Here is a 17,834-nt window from a genome sequence, read left to right as displayed (position 1 = left end):
GTGAAGACAAAGCGTCGAGCCTTTGCGTGGTTGCCGACATTCCCGCTGGCGTGTGTTCGTGGAACGCAGAGGCGCGGCTCGATGACGCCACGCATGCGAACCCGTCGAATTCGCGTGCCGTCGCAACGCACGCCAATACCGGAGCCGCTGCCCGCCCGAGCATGGGCCATGCGATGCAAACGGCGCTAGCGTCGCGCGAAGCCACTCGGTTCGCCCACTTGCAGCCGATCGCGCCCGATGCCATCGCGACCCGCGCCGTGGCCGCGCTCATCGACGAAGCGTGCCTCACACCGAAACCCGCATTGGTGGACCGGCGCGGCAGCGGCGCGCATCGCGATTTGTCGCTCGACATCATGTTGCGCTCGGCAAAAGCGTTGCACCCCACGTTTGTCGCCATCGCTCGCGCGTCGGCCGATCTCGACCCGTCGCAGACGTTACGCGAACAGCTTGCACGCATTGGCCGCGAAGGCGAGATTGCGATGATGCACGCGACCGCCGGCAGCAACGCGCATCGCGGTGCGATCTGGATCGTCGGCTTGCTGTGCGCCGGCGCGGCAATGCATGCGCCCGACGACAGCGCGGCGATCTGCGCAAGCGCGGCACGCATCGCACGCTTCAAGGATCGTTACGCGCCCGCGTCGGCACAAACGAGTCACGGCGCGCGCGTGTCGGCGCGATACCGTGTGGCAGGCGCGCGCGGCGAAGCGTGCGATGGCTTTCCGCATGCGCTCGAAATTGGGCTGCCCGCGCTCGGTGCAGCCCGTTGCCGCAATCTCGATGAAAACGACGCGCGCCTCGAAGCGCTCGTCGCGATCATGGCGTCGCTCGACGATACCTGTCTCCTGCATCGCGGCGGCATGACGGCGCTGCGAGTCGCGCAATACGGCGCGCGTCGTGTGCTTGACGCAGGCGGCGTTGCATCGGCGAGCGGCAAGACAGCGCTTCACGAACTCGACCGCGAACTGCTCGCGCTCGATGCATCGCCTGGCGGCGCCGCCGACTTGCTTGCGGCGACGCTCTTTCTCGACAGTCTCAGGCGCTTGCATTGATTCGCAACGCGCGCATCGAAGAGGAACGATGATGGAAAACATCCGATACGAATACCCCGCCACCCGCCCTGTGCCGCGTCGCGCGCACGTCGGCGTGGTCGGCTCGGGCGATCTCGAAGTGCTGCTCTCGCCATCGGCGACAGCGAATGCGGAAGTGGTGATCCGCACGAGCGTCGACGGCTACGAGCATGTCTGGAAGAGTGTGCTCGACCGTTTTTTTCAGCGATACGACGGCGCCGCGAAACTCGAACTCAACGACTTCGGCGCGACGCCCGGCGTGGTCATGCTGCGCCTGAATGAAGCCGTCGAAGCCAGCGAGGGCACGCCATGAACGCTCACGACACCTTTCTCGCGCGTCACAGCTTCATCGAGATGACCGCGCGCGAACGCGCCCGCGCCCTGCTCGATGCCGGCACCTTTCGCGAACTGCTCGGCCCCTTCGACCGGCTCGAATCGCCGTGGCTTGCCATGCAGAACGTCGTCTGCCAGTCCGACGACGGCGCGGTGATCGCGCGCGGCATGCTCGATGGCGAACCCGCCGTGATCGCGGCGATCGAACCCGCGTTTCAGGGCGGCAGCATCGGCGAAGTCTCGGGCGCGAAGATCGCGGCCGCGCTCGAAATGGCGCTCGGCGAGTTCGAAGCGGGCCGCGCAATCCGTCCCGTCGTACTGTTCGAAACGGGCGGCGTGCGCCTGCAGGAGGCGAACCTCGGGCTTGCAGCCATCGCCGAGATTCAGGCGGCGATCGTCGCGTTGCGGCGGCACGTGCCGGTGGTCGGCGTGATCGGCGGCATGGTCGGCTGCTTCGGCGGCATGTCGCTCGCGGCGGCGCTCTGCACCGAACTCGTGATGACGCGGCAGGCGCGCCTTGGCATGAACGGGCCGGAGGTGATCGAACAGGAAGCGGGCATCGAGGAGCTCGATTCGGGCGACCGGCGCCTCATCTGGTCGATGATTGGCGGAGAAGAACGCGCGGCGGTCGGCCTCGTCGATGCGCTCGTCGAAGACGATACCGCGCAAGTACGCGACGCGGTGCTGGCGGCGTTCGCGCGCGGCGTGCCGACGCGTCATCGCACCGAGGACGTGGACGGTTTCATCGAGCGTCTGGCGCGCGTGAACCCGGACGCCATCGATCCCGAAACGCTGCGCACGCTCTGGAGTGCATCACGATGAACACGACAACTCTCTCGCGCGGCGAACGCTGGATCGACGCGCTGACTTCGCCTGCGTCCGGCGCGCAAGCCGGTCCGATTCGCGCGCGTGGCGGGCTTTTGAACGGCGAGCACGCGCATTTTCTCGCCGTCGTGCCCGATCCGGACAACCGCTTTCCACGCGCCCGCGACAACGTCGTCGGCCTCGAACAGGGATGGCTGTTGGCGCGCGCGGTGCGCGAGGTTATCGACGCGGATCGCGAGCGTGACGTGAAGCGTCCGATCGTCGCCGTCGTCGATGTCAAAAGTCAGGCTTATGGCCGGCGCGAGGAACTGCTCGGCGTGCATCTTGCCTGCGCCGCTGCCGTCGATGCTTATGCGAGCGCGCGTCTTGCGGGTCATCCGGTGATTGCGTTGATCGTCGGGCCGGCCATGTCGGGCGCGTATTTGGCGCACGGGTATCAGGCGAACCGGATCGTCGCGCTCGATTCACCCGGCACCGCCGTGCACGCAATGGGTCGCGAAGCAGCCGCGCGCGTCACGCGGCGCAGCGTGGAAAGTCTGGATGCGCTCGGCGACACCGTCTTGCCGATGTCGTACAAGATGAGCGCTTATGCAAAGCTCGGATTGCTGCATGAACTGATCGAAGGCGTCGATGCGGATGCGCCCTCGGCGGCCGAGATCGAGCGCGTGAAGGCATCGCTTGCGGCGGCCGTGAACGATGCGCGCGGTGCTTTGCGTGATCTGTCGAGCCGGCTTGGTTCTGCCGATGCGAAGCGCACGCGGGCTGCGTCGGTGGAAGTGCGCAAGCGAATGCGTGAGCAGTGGGATGAAGCTTGAGTCGGGGCGGTGCTCCATGCGGCTTGGCGCATCGAGAATGGCTTGTCACGCACCAATGAAGCAGCTGTCACCGACGATGAGCTCCGCTTCGACGCAACATGCAAGAGGCCTTTGTGCGGCCCGTTTGCCGCGCATCGTTCGACACGGTCGCGCGATTCGTGACTGCGCGTGCCCAGCAAGCGTCACCGATGAGAACAATGATGAACGCAAGGCAGTATGAGATACGGCCACATGACCTGCTGAAGATCGACACGCTGTCGTCATCGGCCGGAGGCGGCGCGGATGTCGCGGCCTCGCTGCTCTTCGCGCCCAACGTGCCGTCCTGGGTCGCCACCTCGCTCGCGCGCTCACCTTTCGTCGTCGTCCGCCGTGCGCCGCGCCTGGGCGACGCAATTCCCATCGGCGTACGCGGTTCGACGCGCGGCGAGCGCTTCGGCGCGTGGATCGATCAACGGTCGATCGCGTCTGCGTTGTCTCCCGAAGCCTTGCTCGAACGCACGCCCGATTCGGACCGCGCACACTTGCCCGCGTTCGCGCTTCTGCGGGCAATCTCGTCTTCGATCCAGGCAACGGGACTCGCCTGGGGCCCCGCCGGCAGCACAGGCTTCGAACTCGCGAGCGGTACACCCACGGTCACACCCGAAAGCGATCTCGACATCGTGATTCGCGCGCCCTCGCCGCTTTCGCGCGATGCAGCCGCCGCGCTTCTCGACACACTGTCGCGAACCGCGCGGGAGATCGGCACGCGCATCGACGTGCAGATCGAAACGCCGGAAGCCGCCTTCTCGCTCGCGGAATTCGCGCGCGCGAATCTACGCGTGATGCTGCGTCACGCCGACGGGCCGCGACTCGTCGCCGATCCGTGGGCAGCCGCATGATCGCGTATCTCTTTCCGGGACAGGGTGCGCAGACGCCAGGCTTTTTGCATCGGCTGGGCGGCGAGCAACCGCATCCGGTCATCGGGCAGACGCTCGCCGAAGCATCCGACATCCTCGGCGAAAACATCCTGCAACTCGATGACGCCACCGCGCTTGAGTCGACCGTCGCGGTGCAAGTCACGTTGCTGGCGGCAGCCGTGGCGGCGGCGCGCGCGCTCGCGGCCGAAGGTATCGAGCCGGAAGCCGTCGCGGGTTTGTCGGTCGGCGCGTATGGCGCGGCGGTGGCGAGCGGCGCCGTTGCGTTCGACGATGCCCTGCGCCTCGTTCGCCTGCGCGCGACGCTCATGCAGAACGCGTATCCGCACGGCTACGGCATGCTGGCGGTGCTCGGCCTGAACGAACGAGAGATTGCACGCGTGATCGCCGACGGTCACGCCGATGCCTATGTCGGCAATCTGAACGCGCCGCGTCAAATCGTCGTATCCGGCAGCGATGATGCGCTCGAAGCCGTGAGCCGCCTCGCGCTCGAACGCGGCGCGCGCAAGGCCGAACGGTTAGCGGTGAGCGTGCCTTCGCATTGCGTGCTGCTCGAAGACGCGGCCACGCAATTGATCGAAGCTGCCGCGAAAGTCCGCTTCGATGCACCACGCGTTCCATATGTCGGCAATCGCGGCGCACGCGTGCTGCGTCGCGCCGATGCCGTGCGCGAAGACCTCGCGACCAACTTGCGCTATCCGGTGCGCTGGCACGAATCGACCATCGCGCTGTTCGAACTCGGCGCAAATGTCTTCGTCGAAATGCCGCCCGGCCACACGCTGACGCAACTCGCAAGCGACGCCCTGCCCGATGCGCAGGCGCTATCCATGGACGCCGCGTCCACTCATCCGACCGCCGTTCGCGTACGCGCGGCAAACCAGCGCGCCGCAGATTAATCCGCTTTTTCCGCACTTTTCCGACAGCGAATTGTCAACGTCCGTAAGCAAAATCGGAATGTTCCGCTAGCTTTTTGTTCGACGGACATCGACGATGCCGCTCCGTGCGCGAAGCATCGCGTCACGGACGCCCCAAAAACAATTCTAGGAAGACCGAAACATGAAATTCATCCGCTTGGCGCTCGCGGCGCCTGCTCTGTGCGCGCTCATCTCCTGCAGCAGCATGAATGCACTCAATCCCGACACGCTGTTGCAGTCTGGCCAGCTCGCATCGCAAGCCTTCACACTGAGTGACGCCGATGTGCGCACGCTCTCCGACAAATCGTGCGCGGACCTGGACAAGGAAAACAAGATTGCGCCGGCGTCGAGTCAATACACGCAGCGTCTGAACCGCATCTCGAAGCAACTGGGCGACAACATCAATGGCGTGCCGGTCAACTACAAGGTCTACGTCACGAAGGATGTCAACGCCTGGGCGATGGCCAACGGTTGCGTGCGCGTGTACAGCGGCCTCATGGACGCAATGAACGACGACGAAGTGCGCGGCGTGGTGGGCCACGAAATGGGTCACGTGGCGCTCGGCCACACCAAGAAAGCGATGCAGCTCGCCTATGCGACCTCGGCCGTGCGCTCGGCGGCGGCATCGACGGGCGGCGCGGTGGCGAATCTGTCGGCATCGCAACTGGGCGACTTGTCCGAGAAGTTCGTCCAGGCGCAATTCTCGCAATCGCAAGAAAGCGCCGCCGACGATTACTCGTTCGACATGCAGAAAAAGAAGGGATACAGCCCGGCCGGCCTCGTGACGGCGTTCCAGAAGCTCGCGACGATCGACGGCGGCAAGTCGAGCATGATGGATTCGCACCCGTCGTCGCCTTCGCGCGCGAAGCACATTCAGGATCGGATTGCGTCGGGCAAGTAAGGACGGGGCAAAAAAAAAGCGCGAGCAGCGGTTGCTCGCGCTTTCCATTCCGATTCGTGACGATCAGAAGTAGTAATGCACGCCGACGGTCAGGCTGTCGTTACGACGATGGCCGCCGTCGCAGTGTGCCGTGTCGGCCGTGTATTCGCCAGCGACACTCCATTGCTTCGCGAACTTATACTCGACGCCCGCGCCGTAGTGCAAGCGCGTGTCCGGCCAGGTGCCAGTGAAGCCCACGCGCGCGTAGGGCATGATGTTGCCGTCGATAGGCATGCCGACTTTTACGTCGATGCCGCCGTCCTTCTTGGTCGTGGAACCGGCATGAAGATCAGCGAATCCTTCGACGCCGACTACGAACTGGTTGACATCGACGTTATAACCTGCCGTCAGGCCCGGAAAGAACGTCGTGTGCGTCGATTTCTCGAAATCGTGTCCGGTTGCATCGGAGAAATTCAAGCCGAGCTTCGCGCCGACGAATGGGCCGGAGAATTCGCTAGCGTGCGCGCTAGCGATACCGAGCAGCGAGACGAAAAGCGGCGCCGCTACCTTTTTGATACTTACCATGAGTGAGCCAACCGTGAGAAAGGCGTCGCCAGAACACGCAAATCGAATTCAGGCAAGAAAATAATCGAGACAGCGCAGGCTGTCTTGCAATTGACTGCTTCCAAACAATCAACGCGCAAGGTTAGTTTCCGATTGTTAACTCGGATAGCGGACTTGTCTTAAAGGTTGGGCTCGGCGGCGTAGGGTGTGACATGCGTCATGTGTTGCCTGGCCGATGACGCCGATGAGACCGGCACGCCTCATGGGAAAGTGGCGGCGATTGATGGTAGTACCGGCGGATGAGTGAACTTGCCGCCTACTTCCCGCGCAGAATGTCCCAAATTGCGATACTTCCCAAAAGCAAAACGACGATCAGCGCCGCCGTTCCAAGCACGTTAAAAATCACATTCACGATCAACTTCGTCGCCTCCAGACACTGCCTGTTTTTTTGAATGGTTCGAGTAAGTATTCGCTATTTTTGCACGCCAGCCGTTTGAACCATCGAAGATGGGAGCCGACTCTCGTACATGATCGTGCGTCGCTCGTTCTTTATTGCGTGTGGAAGACCTCGACCGGGCAGAGAGTTTCTCCTGAACCATCCTGATATTGCAATCTGCCATTCGGTCGGTGTGTGACGCGTGGCACGTCCGAGACATGGCTGGCGTGCTCCGCAAAGTTTCTAAGCTCGGACCCTGAGCACGCCATCTCCACAAAGTTGCATTCCAAAAGACATCGATAGACTCGCTCCGATGATAAGATCGTTAGTCTTCTTTAGCTTTCGAACGCGCCGTTTTCGTCAGAGCCGATTTTCTTCAACTTGGCTCGCTCGTGTCGTTCATCGTGCGAAACCATCCGCCATTACGCGAACGCGATTACATAGCCCACAAGCGTGACTTCAGACTGCATACCTATGCGATCGTCTTGATGTCCCGTGGTCAAACTCGCAGCGTCCTTAAAGACTCGTAACTTCTCTGATCGTCAACAGTGCGACATCCCCTCGTTAGCTCATCCAATTGGAGCATCACTTAAATGAAAATCACGCTATTGGTGAGTTCCATGGGAAGCGGCGGCGCGGAAAGGGTCGCGGCCACGCTCGTGAATGCCTGGAGTGAGCGCGGTGACGATGTCACGCTGATCGCTACATATAGCGGTAAGGGTGATTGCTTTTACAAGATCTCCGAGAACGTTCGCTTCATCTATCTGACTGACCGTGCAGGGAGTCAAGGCGGCAAGTTATCGAGCTTCGTTCAGCGGCAGCGGGCTTTGCGCTCGCTCATCCGGGAGAACCGTCCCGACGTCGTGATTTCCTTTTTAACCAATGTCAACGTAGCCGCAATTCTTGCAACATTAGGCTTGGGCATTCCGGTTATCGCTTGTGAGCATAACGATCCATCTCGCGACGGACGATCCGCGTTATGGAAACTGCTTACTCGTCTGACTTACCCGCATGCCAGCGCGATAACGGTGCTCACCGAAAATGTCGTCGCGCCGTTCAAGACAATGGTGCCCGGCATGCGACATATTGCTGTCGTCCCAAATCCGCTGCCTGACGAATTATTCCAGCAGTCGGCGCCGTCTATCGAAACCGGCGCGCACATGCGCCTCGTTTCGCTCGGACGATTGCATCCGCAAAAGAACTATCGCCTTTTGATCGACGCATTCTCGTCCATTGCGAATGCGTGCCCAGAATGGGATCTGTGGATATGGGGTGAAGGCGCCGAACGCGCATCGCTCGAAGCGGAGATCGAAAGGCGAGGTATGACCCAGCGCATCTTTCTTCCGGGTGTCACCGAAAATCCATGGACGGAGATTCTGCGCTCGCAGGCATTCGTCATGTCATCCCGCTTCGAAGGATTCGGCCTCGCGCTCGCCGAGAGTATGGCTTTAGGCGTTCCCGCCGTAGCTGTCGATTGTCTCAGTGGTCCGCGCTACATCACGCGCGACGGGCAGGACGCGCTGCTTGTGCCAGTCGCCAATCCGCAAGCGTTAGCCGCTGCAATTCAAAGGATGCTCACCGATGACACGCTGCGTGCCGAACTGAGTCGCAAAGGTGCAAAGTCCGTTCGCGAGCGATATTCAACGAATACGATTCTTCGCGTGTGGGACGAGTTGTTCACGCGCGTTGGCGTGGACACCGACGATGCCGCCGCGCGCCGACCCATCCATGAAAACGACATGACAGATTACGACTCACACGAATTGCAAGGCGCCTACGACTCGACGCGCCGTTGATATCGCCTAATGAAGAAAATAGCTGTAGACATCAGCCTGATAATTCTTGAGGGCATCTGCCGTCAGGGCAAGAAGAATCAGCGCAGTCCACCATATCAAGAACGCGTTCTTGAATCGTATTTGCGAGATCACGTACGGCAGCAGTAACGCTATGCAATACCACACGCGTCCCTTCCCAAACGGAAACAGCACATACGCAAAGACCAAATAAGCCATGAGCGCAACGTGCATCGTGCATAGCTCCGTCCATACCTTGTCCTTCGCTGTGCCCTTCTCTTTCCATTGCGTATAAAGCACAATGACAGAAGCCGTTGCATAGACGATCAACAGGATGAGCAGCCGGATAGTGAAATCGTCCTGGTAGTCCGCATATTCCTCGACTCGCCTGCCGCCGAAATTATTGAAAAGATAGCCCGCCGCGGCGGCGAGTACGAACGCCGTCAAACTCGAAACGATCAACGCTGGCCATTTTCGATCTCCGCACGCTCGAATGGAGAGCAATAGCAACGCGGGTATCGCGAAGGTCGTATGAACGAAGCTCGCGAGCACCCATCCGAGGACGGGCCGCTGATAGCGCAGCGTGATAAGCATCGCTATGCCGAATGCCAAACCTTGACGGATTTGAAACAGTCCGACCGTAGCCAAGGCTACCGGAACGACCGCCCAAAGAAGCAGCCCTAGTAGCGGTCGCCGGACTTCTAAAAGCGCCGCAATGACAAGTGCGTTCGCCAATACGACGGTCAGTCTTACACCAATATCGGGTGTTACGCCGAACGCATTCAATACGATCAACCAGGTACGCCAGCCGAATTCCTCCGTCACCGTGCTGATGACAAAACTGAGCGTTGAAGTGCGTGTCTGATAAAGATTGACGAACCAGTCCCACGTTGTCTGGCTGAAGTACTCCAGGTAATTGTCCTGATCGAGCAGCATCGTACGATCACCTACCGCAACCACCACCAGCAACAGAATCGCTATGAGGATGAATAGCCAGCCGCCAGGAGTAGTCAGGTAGGCGCGCGCCTGAGTTTTGCGACGGGGAACTGCTGGACTCGGCGCTTGAGTCATTCTGGCTTTCATCGAAATTCTTTTAGGTCGGATTATGCGCTCGGCGCCGGCTTGCTGCCTTGCGAGGTTGTCGTCGGCGAAGTGCGCCGATTATCGAATAGTCTTCAAGTCCGTTACTACGATCTGCGGTCCGCGCTTGTCGTAATCGTGGCTTTCGACGGAAAGAAGCTTTGGCTTGATCCAGGTCGCCGATCGATTGACGATTCGTCCTTTCACAATTGAACCTTTGGTATCGAGACCTGAAACGCTAAAGGCGGCGATCTTCGCGGATTCATCGCGCTGACCGCTGATATCGATCTGCACGTCCTTGGACTCGACACCGGCAATCTTCAAGAGATAGACGAGGATGCCGATCTTGCAGTTTCGCGTGACAGGGTTGACGATCCTGATGTTTTCCAGCACGTCCCGATTCGAATTGGGCTCGATATCCAGACCCGCCGACGGCGCCGTTCCACCGATGTTCTCCCACAGACCGCCTTCAATGAAAACGTTCCTTCCGCTAATGATGGAGATTCCCTGTCGACGACAGTTATTCGCGTGATGGTCAATCACGTGAATATACTGAGGCGGCATGCTGGTCGGCTGATAACTGTTCGCCAGGTAGATACCGTCGCCCCAGCAACCCACCGTGGTTGCCGATTTGATCGTGATTTTTGAACTACCTGCTATCGAAATGCCCATGCCGTAGCCTTCCGAATGCGTTTTGGGCTGCGCCGAGTTCAACTCACGACTGCCGTCTAGCGTCGCGTTCTCCAGCACAACGTCGCTCACGTCCCACATGCGCAACATTTGATACGAAGGCGTGTCATGCGCAAGCAACTTGATCGAGGCGCCCGGTTCGAAGCGAACGCGCGAGCCGCTTCGCAGACTCAGTCCTTGCGTGTCGATGCGGCATTGTCCGCCAATGAGTAACGTCTTGCCAACTGAGCGATCGATCGCATCCTGAAGACGCGACGTGTCATTGCTCACGCCATCGCTCACGACGCCGAAGACACTCGCATGCACGACGTCGTCTTCATTCAATATCTTAGCCGCCGCCGACCGACACGCAAGCCCATGCGCCAGAGGCATCGACGCTATGACTTTGAGCGCAACTCTTCTGCTTATCATGATCGTTCTCAAGCGTTCTGCGTTGTTCCATACACCGCAACGGTCCGCTCGATCACGATCCTTTCGTCGAACTCTGCGAGCGCGCGAACGCGCGCATTGGCACCGATCGTTTCGCGCGACACCGGGTCGTCATGCAGACGCGCGATTGCATCTGTCAGCGCGACGCTGTCCTTCACCGGAACGCGCAAGCCATCGACGCCATCTTGACTCACGACCTCGCGACAACCCGGCGCGTCCGTCGTCACCAGCGCGATGCCGCATGCTGCGGCTTCGATCATCGCCTTTGGCAATCCTTCTCTATAACTGGGCAACACCATGATGTCGATGTCGCGTAGCAACGCCGGCATGTCACCGACATGACCGAGCCAAGTCAGCGTGCCCTCCTCGACCCAGGCCTCAACCGTTTTTGTCGGCACCGAAGCAGGATTGCCCTCGTCGGGATCGCCGGCGAGCAGGAATTCGAACGAGCGCTGGCTGTTTCGCAGCGCGCGCGCCGCTTCCACGTATTCCGCGATGCCTTTGTCCCACAGCAGGCGCGCAGCCAGCAAAACGCGAATCGGTCGCGGCGTGCCGCTCGTGTCCTTCGCGCGTTGGGCGAACTTCTGTACGTTCACGCCCGATCCGGGAATGAGGTGGATGCAAGACTTGTCGACGATACCGGCGTTGATGAACATCGCGACATCGTCCGGATTCTGGAGAATCAGCGATGCGCCGCGGCCATTCAACGTCGCGCGCATCAATATTTTGACCAGCGGTCGTAAGACGCGCGCCTTCAACGAATCGTTCGTAAACACGAAGCCGAGACCTGCCACAGCGTTGACGCGCTGCCTGACGCGCGCGAGACGCGCCGCAAGCGAACCGTACACCGCGCATTTAATGGTGAACCCATGCACGACATCTGGCCGCTCTTTGCGGAACAGGCGGCATAGGTGCAAGACCAGCAAGAGTTCCCGCAAGGGGTTCAGACTGCGTCGTTGCATCGGCACGGGAAGCCAGCGGAATCCGGCGTCCTCTAACCCCGCGACATAAGGCCCCGGCGGCGACATGAGCAACACCGACCAGCCATTGTCCCGAAGATACTTCGCGAGCGACAAACGAAAATTGAAAAGGTACCAATCCGTATTGGCAAAGAGAACGACTTTTTTCATGACCTACCGACCTAACTCACGTCGAAACTTGAACCGCCAGTACAAATAAAGCGCTGATCCGAATGGCAGATTCAACAGCACCTGCAAGCGATGCCCGGACGCCATCGCGATCTGGTACACGGAACGTCGCGCCAAAAACTCGTAAGCAATGAGCCGCCACGTCATCACGATCCGCGTGCGCATGTTGACCGGCGGCGCGATTGCCCAGCGAATGCCGTGTGCGGACCCGACCGGGCACAGGACCGTCAGCGCCGCGCCGCCTCGCGTCAGACCATCGGACAGATACTCGCAAACATAGAAGCCGATGTTCACGTGCAGCATCCGATACCGCCGCCCGATCATTCCCCATACGGCGGACTCCATCATGAAGCGCTCGCCTTCGACTTCCGGAAAAGGAAACTGCTTCAAGATGTCTGCGCGCCAGACTTCGGCCTTGTCGCCACGCACCCCGCGATTGATGCGCATATCGATGTATGTCGCCAACTCGCGGTCCGGCTCGAAGCGGTCCCCGATCACGCGTCCATCCGCGCGCAGTCTGAGAAAGCTCATGCCGCATACGTCGGGAATGGTTCGACACGACGACCAGTTTTCGCGAATCGTCGCGATGGCATCGAGCGTGAGCGTGTCATCGCTATCGACCGTGATGATCAATTCGCCTTTCGCAAGTGCGAAGCCCCGATTCAGCGCGGTATGCTTCCCGCCGTTCGGTTTCTGAATGTAGCGCAGCGGCCAATCGACCTGGTCAGCCCAGCGCTCGCAAAGCGCGCGCGTGTTGTCGACGCTGCCATCATCGACGACTATCCATTCGAAATCTCTGTCGCTTTGTTTTTCGAGGCTGGCGAACAAGCTTGGCAACTGAGCCGCACGGTTATAGCTGGCGGTAATAACAGAGATGAACGTCATCGAGAAAACTTGACAATGCGTGGCATGCGGGTGAGGCGATTCCAAGTCGGCGATCGCGTCAGACAAGGCATCGGCGAGAAATCAGGCTCCATGCTCTTGCTCCATGTCCTCTTCCTCGTTCTCGTGGATGGAGAAAAGATAGAGAACGAACACGACGCCGGCCATGACAGCAGTGCCTACAGGAAGCGCGGCCAAACCGAGCATTGGTGTGAAGGCGAAGTTGGCCGCGACCTTGGCGACGAAGCCTGCGCATGTGATGAACGCGATCGACCGATAGCGCCCTTCGCTGGCTGCCATCTGCATCAACACTAATGTGGCAAATGCTGGCGCTAATTGCAGCGTGAACCAGCGAAGCAAGACCGCGACATGTTCAGTATCGACCGCCGTGAAGGCGCCTCGTTGAAACAGCACACGCACGATCAAAGGCGCGGCGAACGAAGCGACACATGCCGCCACGGCGCCGATTCCGAACATGACGTAGGCCCATTTGATCGCCATGGATCGAGCGCGCTCGCGTTCGCCATTGCGGATTGTCTGCGTCAACACGGGCAACGTCGCCCTTCCGATTGCCGATGCACCGAGACCCATTAGCAACGCAATCAGCCGATTGGCATAACCAAGCGTGGCGACCGCTCCAGCGCCTTCACGGGTCGCCATGTATTGATCGATAGGCACGATACAAGCAAGGATGGCCTGACTGATGAGCATGACGCCGATCGAATGCGCCATGGCCCGCCACTGCGGCGAACTGAATCCGAAGCGAATGGGAGCGCGGACCTTATCCGCACGCCTTGCGAACATCGACAACAAATAAACTTGCAGCGCGAGTCCGAGCGTAACGGCCATGTAAAGCGGCTTGATCGACGAACCGGTACTGACGATCACCACGAAAAAGAGCACTGCAGCCGGCACGGCTTCGAGCAACGTGTTGATATGCCGCTCGCGTGCCTGCAAGCGCGCGGCATCGATACACATGAGCAAGGTAAGCGGCACGAGCGGCGACATACCGACGATAAATTGCATCGCAAGCGATCTCGTATGCTCGGGCAGCGGTCCGCCCACATAGGCGATCACCACGGGCGATGCAAAAACGAGCACGTTGGCGATGGCAAGACCGACGAGCCACGCCAAGCCACGCAATTCGCCGATGAAGTTGGCGAGCGTGTCGGTGTCGTCATTGCGCATGCGCACGAGCACGGGAATCAGCACGGTACTGAGCACCGTGACGAGCATGGAAGGTATCCATGTGGCGAGCGTGAAGGACAACTGGTAGGCATCGACGATACCGCTCACGCCATAGCGATACGCGATCGCCATTTCCTTGAAGGCGCCGGCACTCTTGCCCATCAGCACGAAGAGTGACACCCATGCGGCGCCTTTCGCTATCCTGCGATGATCCGGATGCGCGTTCGCAAGCTTGGCCCGAAGCTTGGAGGCCAGTCCGAAGCTCATGTCCGCTTCTCTCTGCGATGCCGCGGAACGACCTTGCCCGCGCGCGCGGCGACTTCGCGCCAGGTCGACTCATACGCTTTCTGCATCCGCTCGAGACCGAAGTTACTCACGATGCGAGTGCGCGCACGTTCCCTGCGCGCTTTACCTTCAGTCGTGCGGATCATTGCAATTGCTGCACCAAGCGCCTTTGAAAGCGCGACCGAATGACCAGGCGGGACGACCCATCCTTCGCTACCGACTATCGTGGCAACGTCGCCTACATCGGTATTCACGCTCAACGTGCCGCAAGCCATCGCCTCGGCGACCACGTTCGGGAACGCTTCCCCAGCGCTCGGCAGCACGTGGATATCGAGCGCGTTCATGACGCCTGGGATATCGTCCGACGGTCCCGCCAGAAGCACGCGTTCGCGCAAACCGACAGCATCGAGCGATGCGAGAAGATCGGCGTTCGCGCATGTCATGTCGGCGCCGACGAGCACCAGCTTGAAAGCGACGCCATTATCGGCGAGCATCGCCGCGGCGCGAAACAGGTTCGGATGGTCTTTCTGAGGATTCCAACGCGCGACGCATCCGATAAGCGGTATATCGTCCGAGACTTGCCAGAGCTGTCGTTGCGCGGCCCTCACATGAGGATCCGGCGAGAAGCGTTCGATGTCGTAGCCGTTCGGGATCCACGAGAACTTGCTGCCGTCATAGCCGATCTGTTGATGCGCGGCCTGGCCTCGTTTCGAGCAGCACACAATGCGGTCCGGCACGAAGCGCGAGAGCAATCCGCACATCTTCGCGATCCGGACCGTCATGCGTGTGTTTTTGTCGGAGTCGAGATTCGCGTGATGAACTGCCCAGCAAATCGGCTTGAAGCGCGTCAGATAGGCAAGCACGCCGCCGATGAGATCGGCGTGATACATCCAGGTCTGCACGACGTCCGGGCCGAATGCGCGCATGACCGACCAGAGACGAAGCAACGCGCGCGGCGTGATTCGGCCTTTCGAACAATTCAGCGCTTCGACTTCGATGCCTTGTTCGAGCAACTTCGCAGTGTAGTACCCTTCTCCGCGCATACAGACCACGCGATGCTCGATGCCGCTCGTGCACCCGTGCGACACAACCTGGAACAACACCGCCTCTGCGCCACCGCGATCGAGGCTGCTGATGATATGCAGAACCTTCATCGCGATGTATTACCGTTGCTCGCATCGGAAGATTGGACGTGGTTTCGCTGCGTCTTCGTCGACGCGATATACCACGGCACGGCGGTCCGAATGCCTTCGTCGAGCCGCACGCCGTCGGCATATTCAAGCATCGACTTCGCCTTCTCTATACTGGCCTGCGAATGACGTACGTCCCCTGCGCGAAACGCGCGGTATGTCGGCGGCCGATCGTATCGAATGCCGTGTTCTTCAAGCGTGTCACGCAGCAAGCCGAACAACTCGTTCAACGTCGTGCGATCTCCGAGTGCGACGTTGAAGACCTGTCCGCGCACATCATCGCTCGCCGTTGCTGCGAGCAGATTGACCTGTACCGCGTTATCGACGAAGCAGAAGTCGCGGCTCGTCTCGCCGTCGCCATTGATCTGCACGTCTTCGCCGCTCATCATCGTGGCGATCCAACGCGGAATGACCGCCGCATACGCGCCGTTCGGGTCCTGGCGTTTGCCAAAGACGTTGAAGTAGCGCAAGCCTGTCGCCTTGAAGCCGTAGCAACGCGCGAAGACTTCTGCATAGAGCTCATTCACGTACTTCGTGACGGCGTAAGGCGAAAGCGGACGTCCGATATTCGCTTCCTCTTTGGGAAGCGCCGGATGATCGCCGTATGTTGAACTGGACGCCGCATAGGTGAAGCTGGATACGCCTGCATCGCGCGCGGCGACCAGCATGTTGAGGAAGCCACCGATGTTCACCTGATCGGTCGCGACCGGATCGTTCAGCGAACGCGGCACCGATCCCAAGGCGGCCTGATGCAGCACATGCTTCACGCCAGCGACAGCGGTCTCGCAATCTCGCGCATTGCGGATATCGCCTTCTATCAGCGTGAAGCGTGACCATTGCTCCGGCAACACCGAGGACGCCACTTCGTCGAGATTGCGCCGATGACCGGTCGCGAAGTTATCGAGCCCGACGACCTCCTGATTCAGCCTGAGCAGCGTCTCGACGAGATTCGAACCGATGAATCCCGCCGCGCCCGTGACCAGCCATCGCACTGGATTCGCTCGCAACGCTTCGCAGATAACCTGATAGCGATTCATCGTGAGTATCCTTACAGGCGCAGATCCGAACCATCGGCCGGCAAGACGTATTTGAGGTCATAAAGAAGGTGCTCCTTCTTGCCGAAATCGCGCATGCCCTTTCCGAGCGTGACGAACTGCTCGTGAGCGACCGCGATAACGATCGCGTCATAAGCACCCGCCTCAGGCGACTCGACGAGATCGATGCCGTATTCGTCCTTGACCTCGTGCACAAGCGCCCACGGATCGCAGACATCGACATGCGCCTGATACTCTGCAAGCTCGCTGACGATGTCGATGACACGCGTGTTGCGAATATCCGGGCAGTTTTCCTTGAACGTGAGACCGAGAATGAGCACGCGCGCATCGGCGATAGCAATGCGCTTCTGCGCCAGCGCCTTGACGAGTTGCGCGACGACATACTGCCCCATGTTGTCGTTGAGGCGACGACCCGCGAGGATGATCTCCGGGTGATATCCAATCTCTTCGGCCTTATGCGTCAGATAGTAAGGATCGACGCCGATGCAGTGACCACCGACCAAACCCGGCTTGAACGGCAGGAAGTTCCACTTTGTACCCGCCGCGCGCAGCACGGACTCGGTATCGATATTCATGCGATTGAAGATGATCGCGAGTTCGTTGATCAACGCGATATTCACGTCACGCTGCGTGTTCTCGATGACCTTCGCGGCTTCGGCCACGCGGATGCTCTCGGCCATGTGCGTTCCCGCCGTGATGATCTCGCGATAAACGGCATCGACCTTGCGCGCGGTTTGCGGCGTCGAACCGGACGTCACCTTGCGAATGTCCACTACGCGATGCGTCTTGTCGCCGGGATTGATGCGCTCGGGACTGTAGCCGACGAAGAAGTCGACGTTCATCTTGAGACCAGAGACGCGCTCGAGCACGGGCACGCAGACTTCTTCGGTGGCGCCCGGATAGACCGTCGATTCGAACACGACGATGTCGTTTTTCTTCAGCACCTTGCCGACGGTCTGGCTTGCCGAAATGAGCGCGCCGAGGTCGGGCCGGTTGTACGCGTCGATTGGCGTCGGCACCGTGACGATGAAGAAGTTGCACTTGGCAAGATCCGCCGCATCGGCGCTGAAACTTAGCTGACTTGCGCGGGCGAGTTCCTTGGTACTTACTTCGAGCGTCGAATCGATACCCTGCTTCAGCGCATCGATACGCGTCGTGTTGATATCGAAGCCGACTACGGGACGCCCGCGACCAAACTCGACGGCAAGAGGCAAACCTACATAGCCCAGACCGATGATTGCAATACGGAGATTTTCTAACATTTCGTTTAACCAACCTTCAGTGTTTCTCGATGCTTCGCTTGAAACATCGACGCCGAATTCGTCACGGCGTGCTTTTAGCGAGTG

17 protein-coding genes are annotated in these 17,834 nt (G+C 60.1%); 8 read left to right on the top strand and 9 right to left on the bottom strand.

The features are described from left to right. The first annotated feature begins 173 nt into the window (after positions 1-173). From P9292_RS31830 to P9292_RS31800, 7 genes are all read left to right on the top strand, one after another. Entirely contained in the window at positions 174-1,049 is an 876-nt protein-coding gene (locus P9292_RS31830; RefSeq protein WP_309964246.1) for a triphosphoribosyl-dephospho-CoA synthase, read from the top strand. 31 nt (positions 1,050-1,080) lie between these two features. Further along, positions 1,081-1,380 carry a malonate decarboxylase subunit delta gene (locus tag P9292_RS31825; RefSeq protein WP_244828068.1) on the top strand — a complete coding sequence of 100 codons (300 nt, stop codon included), beginning with the start codon at positions 1,081-1,083 and terminating at the stop codon, positions 1,378-1,380. After that, on the top strand, positions 1,377-2,222 hold the full coding sequence (locus P9292_RS31820) for a biotin-independent malonate decarboxylase subunit beta (RefSeq protein ID WP_250509204.1): 846 nt from the start codon (positions 1,377-1,379) through the stop codon (positions 2,220-2,222). Before P9292_RS31825 ends, P9292_RS31820 begins: the two co-directional genes overlap by 4 nt. Further along, positions 2,219-3,040 (top strand): biotin-independent malonate decarboxylase subunit gamma, encoded by an 822-nt coding sequence (gene mdcE, locus P9292_RS31815; protein ID WP_250465148.1) that lies wholly within the window; start codon positions 2,219-2,221, stop codon positions 3,038-3,040. The genes P9292_RS31820 and mdcE overlap by 4 nt, the downstream gene beginning before the upstream one ends. 197 nt (positions 3,041-3,237) lie before the next feature. Beyond that, positions 3,238-3,918 (top strand): malonate decarboxylase holo-ACP synthase, encoded by a 681-nt coding sequence (locus tag P9292_RS31810; protein WP_309962942.1) that lies wholly within the window; start codon positions 3,238-3,240, stop codon positions 3,916-3,918. Continuing rightward, a complete protein-coding gene (gene mdcH / locus P9292_RS31805) occupies positions 3,915-4,850 on the top strand; it encodes a malonate decarboxylase subunit epsilon (protein WP_309962940.1) in 936 nt (311 codons plus the stop codon). Before P9292_RS31810 ends, mdcH begins: the two co-directional genes overlap by 4 nt. Before the next feature lie 160 nt (positions 4,851-5,010). Next, positions 5,011-5,769 (top strand): M48 family metallopeptidase, encoded by a 759-nt coding sequence (locus P9292_RS31800; RefSeq protein ID WP_244825525.1) that lies wholly within the window; start codon positions 5,011-5,013, stop codon positions 5,767-5,769. Positions 5,770-5,832: 63 nt separating this feature from the next. Here P9292_RS31800 and P9292_RS31795 read toward each other — a convergent pair whose 3' ends face one another. Next, a complete protein-coding gene (locus P9292_RS31795; RefSeq protein ID WP_309962938.1) occupies positions 5,833-6,333 on the bottom strand; it encodes a porin family protein in 501 nt (166 codons plus the stop codon). Between the two features lie 1,008 nt (positions 6,334-7,341). Between P9292_RS31795 and P9292_RS31790 the strand changes: the two genes are divergently transcribed. Beyond that, entirely contained in the window at positions 7,342-8,544 is a 1,203-nt protein-coding gene (locus tag P9292_RS31790; protein ID WP_309962936.1) for a glycosyltransferase family 4 protein, read from the top strand. A gap of 6 nt (positions 8,545-8,550) precedes the next feature. On the opposite strand, the gene P9292_RS31785 is transcribed toward P9292_RS31790, so the two are convergent. From P9292_RS31785 to tviB, 8 genes are all read right to left on the bottom strand, one after another. After that, entirely contained in the window at positions 8,551-9,624 is a 1,074-nt protein-coding gene (locus P9292_RS31785) for an EpsG family protein (RefSeq protein WP_309843490.1), read from the bottom strand. Positions 9,625-9,702: 78 nt separating this feature from the next. After that, the gene (locus tag P9292_RS31780) at positions 9,703-10,383 is read right to left on the bottom strand and encodes a right-handed parallel beta-helix repeat-containing protein (RefSeq protein ID WP_309962934.1); all 681 of its coding nucleotides are present in this window, start codon (positions 10,381-10,383) and stop codon (positions 9,703-9,705) included. A gap of 347 nt (positions 10,384-10,730) precedes the next feature. Next, positions 10,731-11,870, bottom strand: coding sequence for a glycosyltransferase family 4 protein (locus P9292_RS31775; RefSeq protein WP_309962931.1), 1,140 nt, complete (start codon positions 11,868-11,870; stop codon positions 10,731-10,733). Positions 11,871-11,873: 3 nt separating this feature from the next. After that, the gene (locus tag P9292_RS31770; RefSeq protein WP_250525981.1) at positions 11,874-12,773 is read right to left on the bottom strand and encodes a glycosyltransferase family A protein; all 900 of its coding nucleotides are present in this window, start codon (positions 12,771-12,773) and stop codon (positions 11,874-11,876) included. A gap of 81 nt (positions 12,774-12,854) precedes the next feature. After that, the gene (gene murJ / locus P9292_RS31765; protein WP_309962929.1) at positions 12,855-14,225 is read right to left on the bottom strand and encodes a lipid II flippase MurJ; all 1,371 of its coding nucleotides are present in this window, start codon (positions 14,223-14,225) and stop codon (positions 12,855-12,857) included. Beyond that, positions 14,222-15,397 carry a glycosyltransferase gene (locus tag P9292_RS31760; RefSeq protein ID WP_309962927.1) on the bottom strand — a complete coding sequence of 392 codons (1,176 nt, stop codon included), beginning with the start codon at positions 15,395-15,397 and terminating at the stop codon, positions 14,222-14,224. Before P9292_RS31760 ends, murJ begins: the two co-directional genes overlap by 4 nt. Then, positions 15,394-16,470, bottom strand: a complete 1,077-nt coding sequence (locus P9292_RS31755) for an SDR family oxidoreductase (protein WP_309962925.1) — start codon at positions 16,468-16,470, stop codon at positions 15,394-15,396. The genes P9292_RS31760 and P9292_RS31755 overlap by 4 nt, the downstream gene beginning before the upstream one ends. Before the next feature lie 11 nt (positions 16,471-16,481). Beyond that, on the bottom strand, positions 16,482-17,750 hold the full coding sequence (gene tviB, locus P9292_RS31750) for a Vi polysaccharide biosynthesis UDP-N-acetylglucosamine C-6 dehydrogenase TviB (protein WP_250465160.1): 1,269 nt from the start codon (positions 17,748-17,750) through the stop codon (positions 16,482-16,484). Positions 17,751-17,834 lie beyond the last annotated feature (84 nt).

The sequence above is a fragment of the Caballeronia sp. LZ001 genome (assembly GCF_031450875.1).
Taxonomy (GTDB): domain Bacteria; phylum Pseudomonadota; class Gammaproteobacteria; order Burkholderiales; family Burkholderiaceae; genus Caballeronia.
This window is presented reverse-complemented; position numbering and strand designations above follow the sequence as displayed.

Excerpts from the sequence above, each read along its gene's own strand:
- P9292_RS31830 (WP_309964246.1), top strand. The coding sequence starts at position 174 with ATGCAAACGGCGCTAGCGTCGCGCGAAGCCACTCGGTTCGCCCACTTG.
- P9292_RS31825 (WP_244828068.1), top strand. The coding sequence starts at position 1,081 with ATGGAAAACATCCGATACGAATACCCCGCCACCCGCCCTGTGCCGCGT.
- P9292_RS31820 (WP_250509204.1), top strand. The coding sequence starts at position 1,377 with ATGAACGCTCACGACACCTTTCTCGCGCGTCACAGCTTCATCGAGATG.
- mdcE (WP_250465148.1), top strand. The coding sequence starts at position 2,219 with ATGAACACGACAACTCTCTCGCGCGGCGAACGCTGGATCGACGCGCTG.
- P9292_RS31810 (WP_309962942.1), top strand. The coding sequence starts at position 3,238 with ATGATGAACGCAAGGCAGTATGAGATACGGCCACATGACCTGCTGAAG.
- mdcH (WP_309962940.1), top strand. The coding sequence starts at position 3,915 with ATGATCGCGTATCTCTTTCCGGGACAGGGTGCGCAGACGCCAGGCTTT.
- P9292_RS31800 (WP_244825525.1), top strand. The coding sequence starts at position 5,011 with ATGAAATTCATCCGCTTGGCGCTCGCGGCGCCTGCTCTGTGCGCGCTC.
- P9292_RS31795 (WP_309962938.1), bottom strand. The coding sequence starts at position 6,333 with ATGGTAAGTATCAAAAAGGTAGCGGCGCCGCTTTTCGTCTCGCTGCTC.
- P9292_RS31790 (WP_309962936.1), top strand. The coding sequence starts at position 7,342 with ATGAAAATCACGCTATTGGTGAGTTCCATGGGAAGCGGCGGCGCGGAA.
- P9292_RS31785 (WP_309843490.1), bottom strand. The coding sequence starts at position 9,624 with ATGAAAGCCAGAATGACTCAAGCGCCGAGTCCAGCAGTTCCCCGTCGC.
- P9292_RS31775 (WP_309962931.1), bottom strand. The coding sequence starts at position 11,870 with ATGAAAAAAGTCGTTCTCTTTGCCAATACGGATTGGTACCTTTTCAAT.
- P9292_RS31770 (WP_250525981.1), bottom strand. The coding sequence starts at position 12,773 with ATGACGTTCATCTCTGTTATTACCGCCAGCTATAACCGTGCGGCTCAG.
- murJ (WP_309962929.1), bottom strand. The coding sequence starts at position 14,225 with ATGAGCTTCGGACTGGCCTCCAAGCTTCGGGCCAAGCTTGCGAACGCG.
- P9292_RS31760 (WP_309962927.1), bottom strand. The coding sequence starts at position 15,397 with ATGAAGGTTCTGCATATCATCAGCAGCCTCGATCGCGGTGGCGCAGAG.
- P9292_RS31755 (WP_309962925.1), bottom strand. The coding sequence starts at position 16,470 with ATGAATCGCTATCAGGTTATCTGCGAAGCGTTGCGAGCGAATCCAGTG.
- tviB (WP_250465160.1), bottom strand. The coding sequence starts at position 17,750 with ATGTTAGAAAATCTCCGTATTGCAATCATCGGTCTGGGCTATGTAGGT.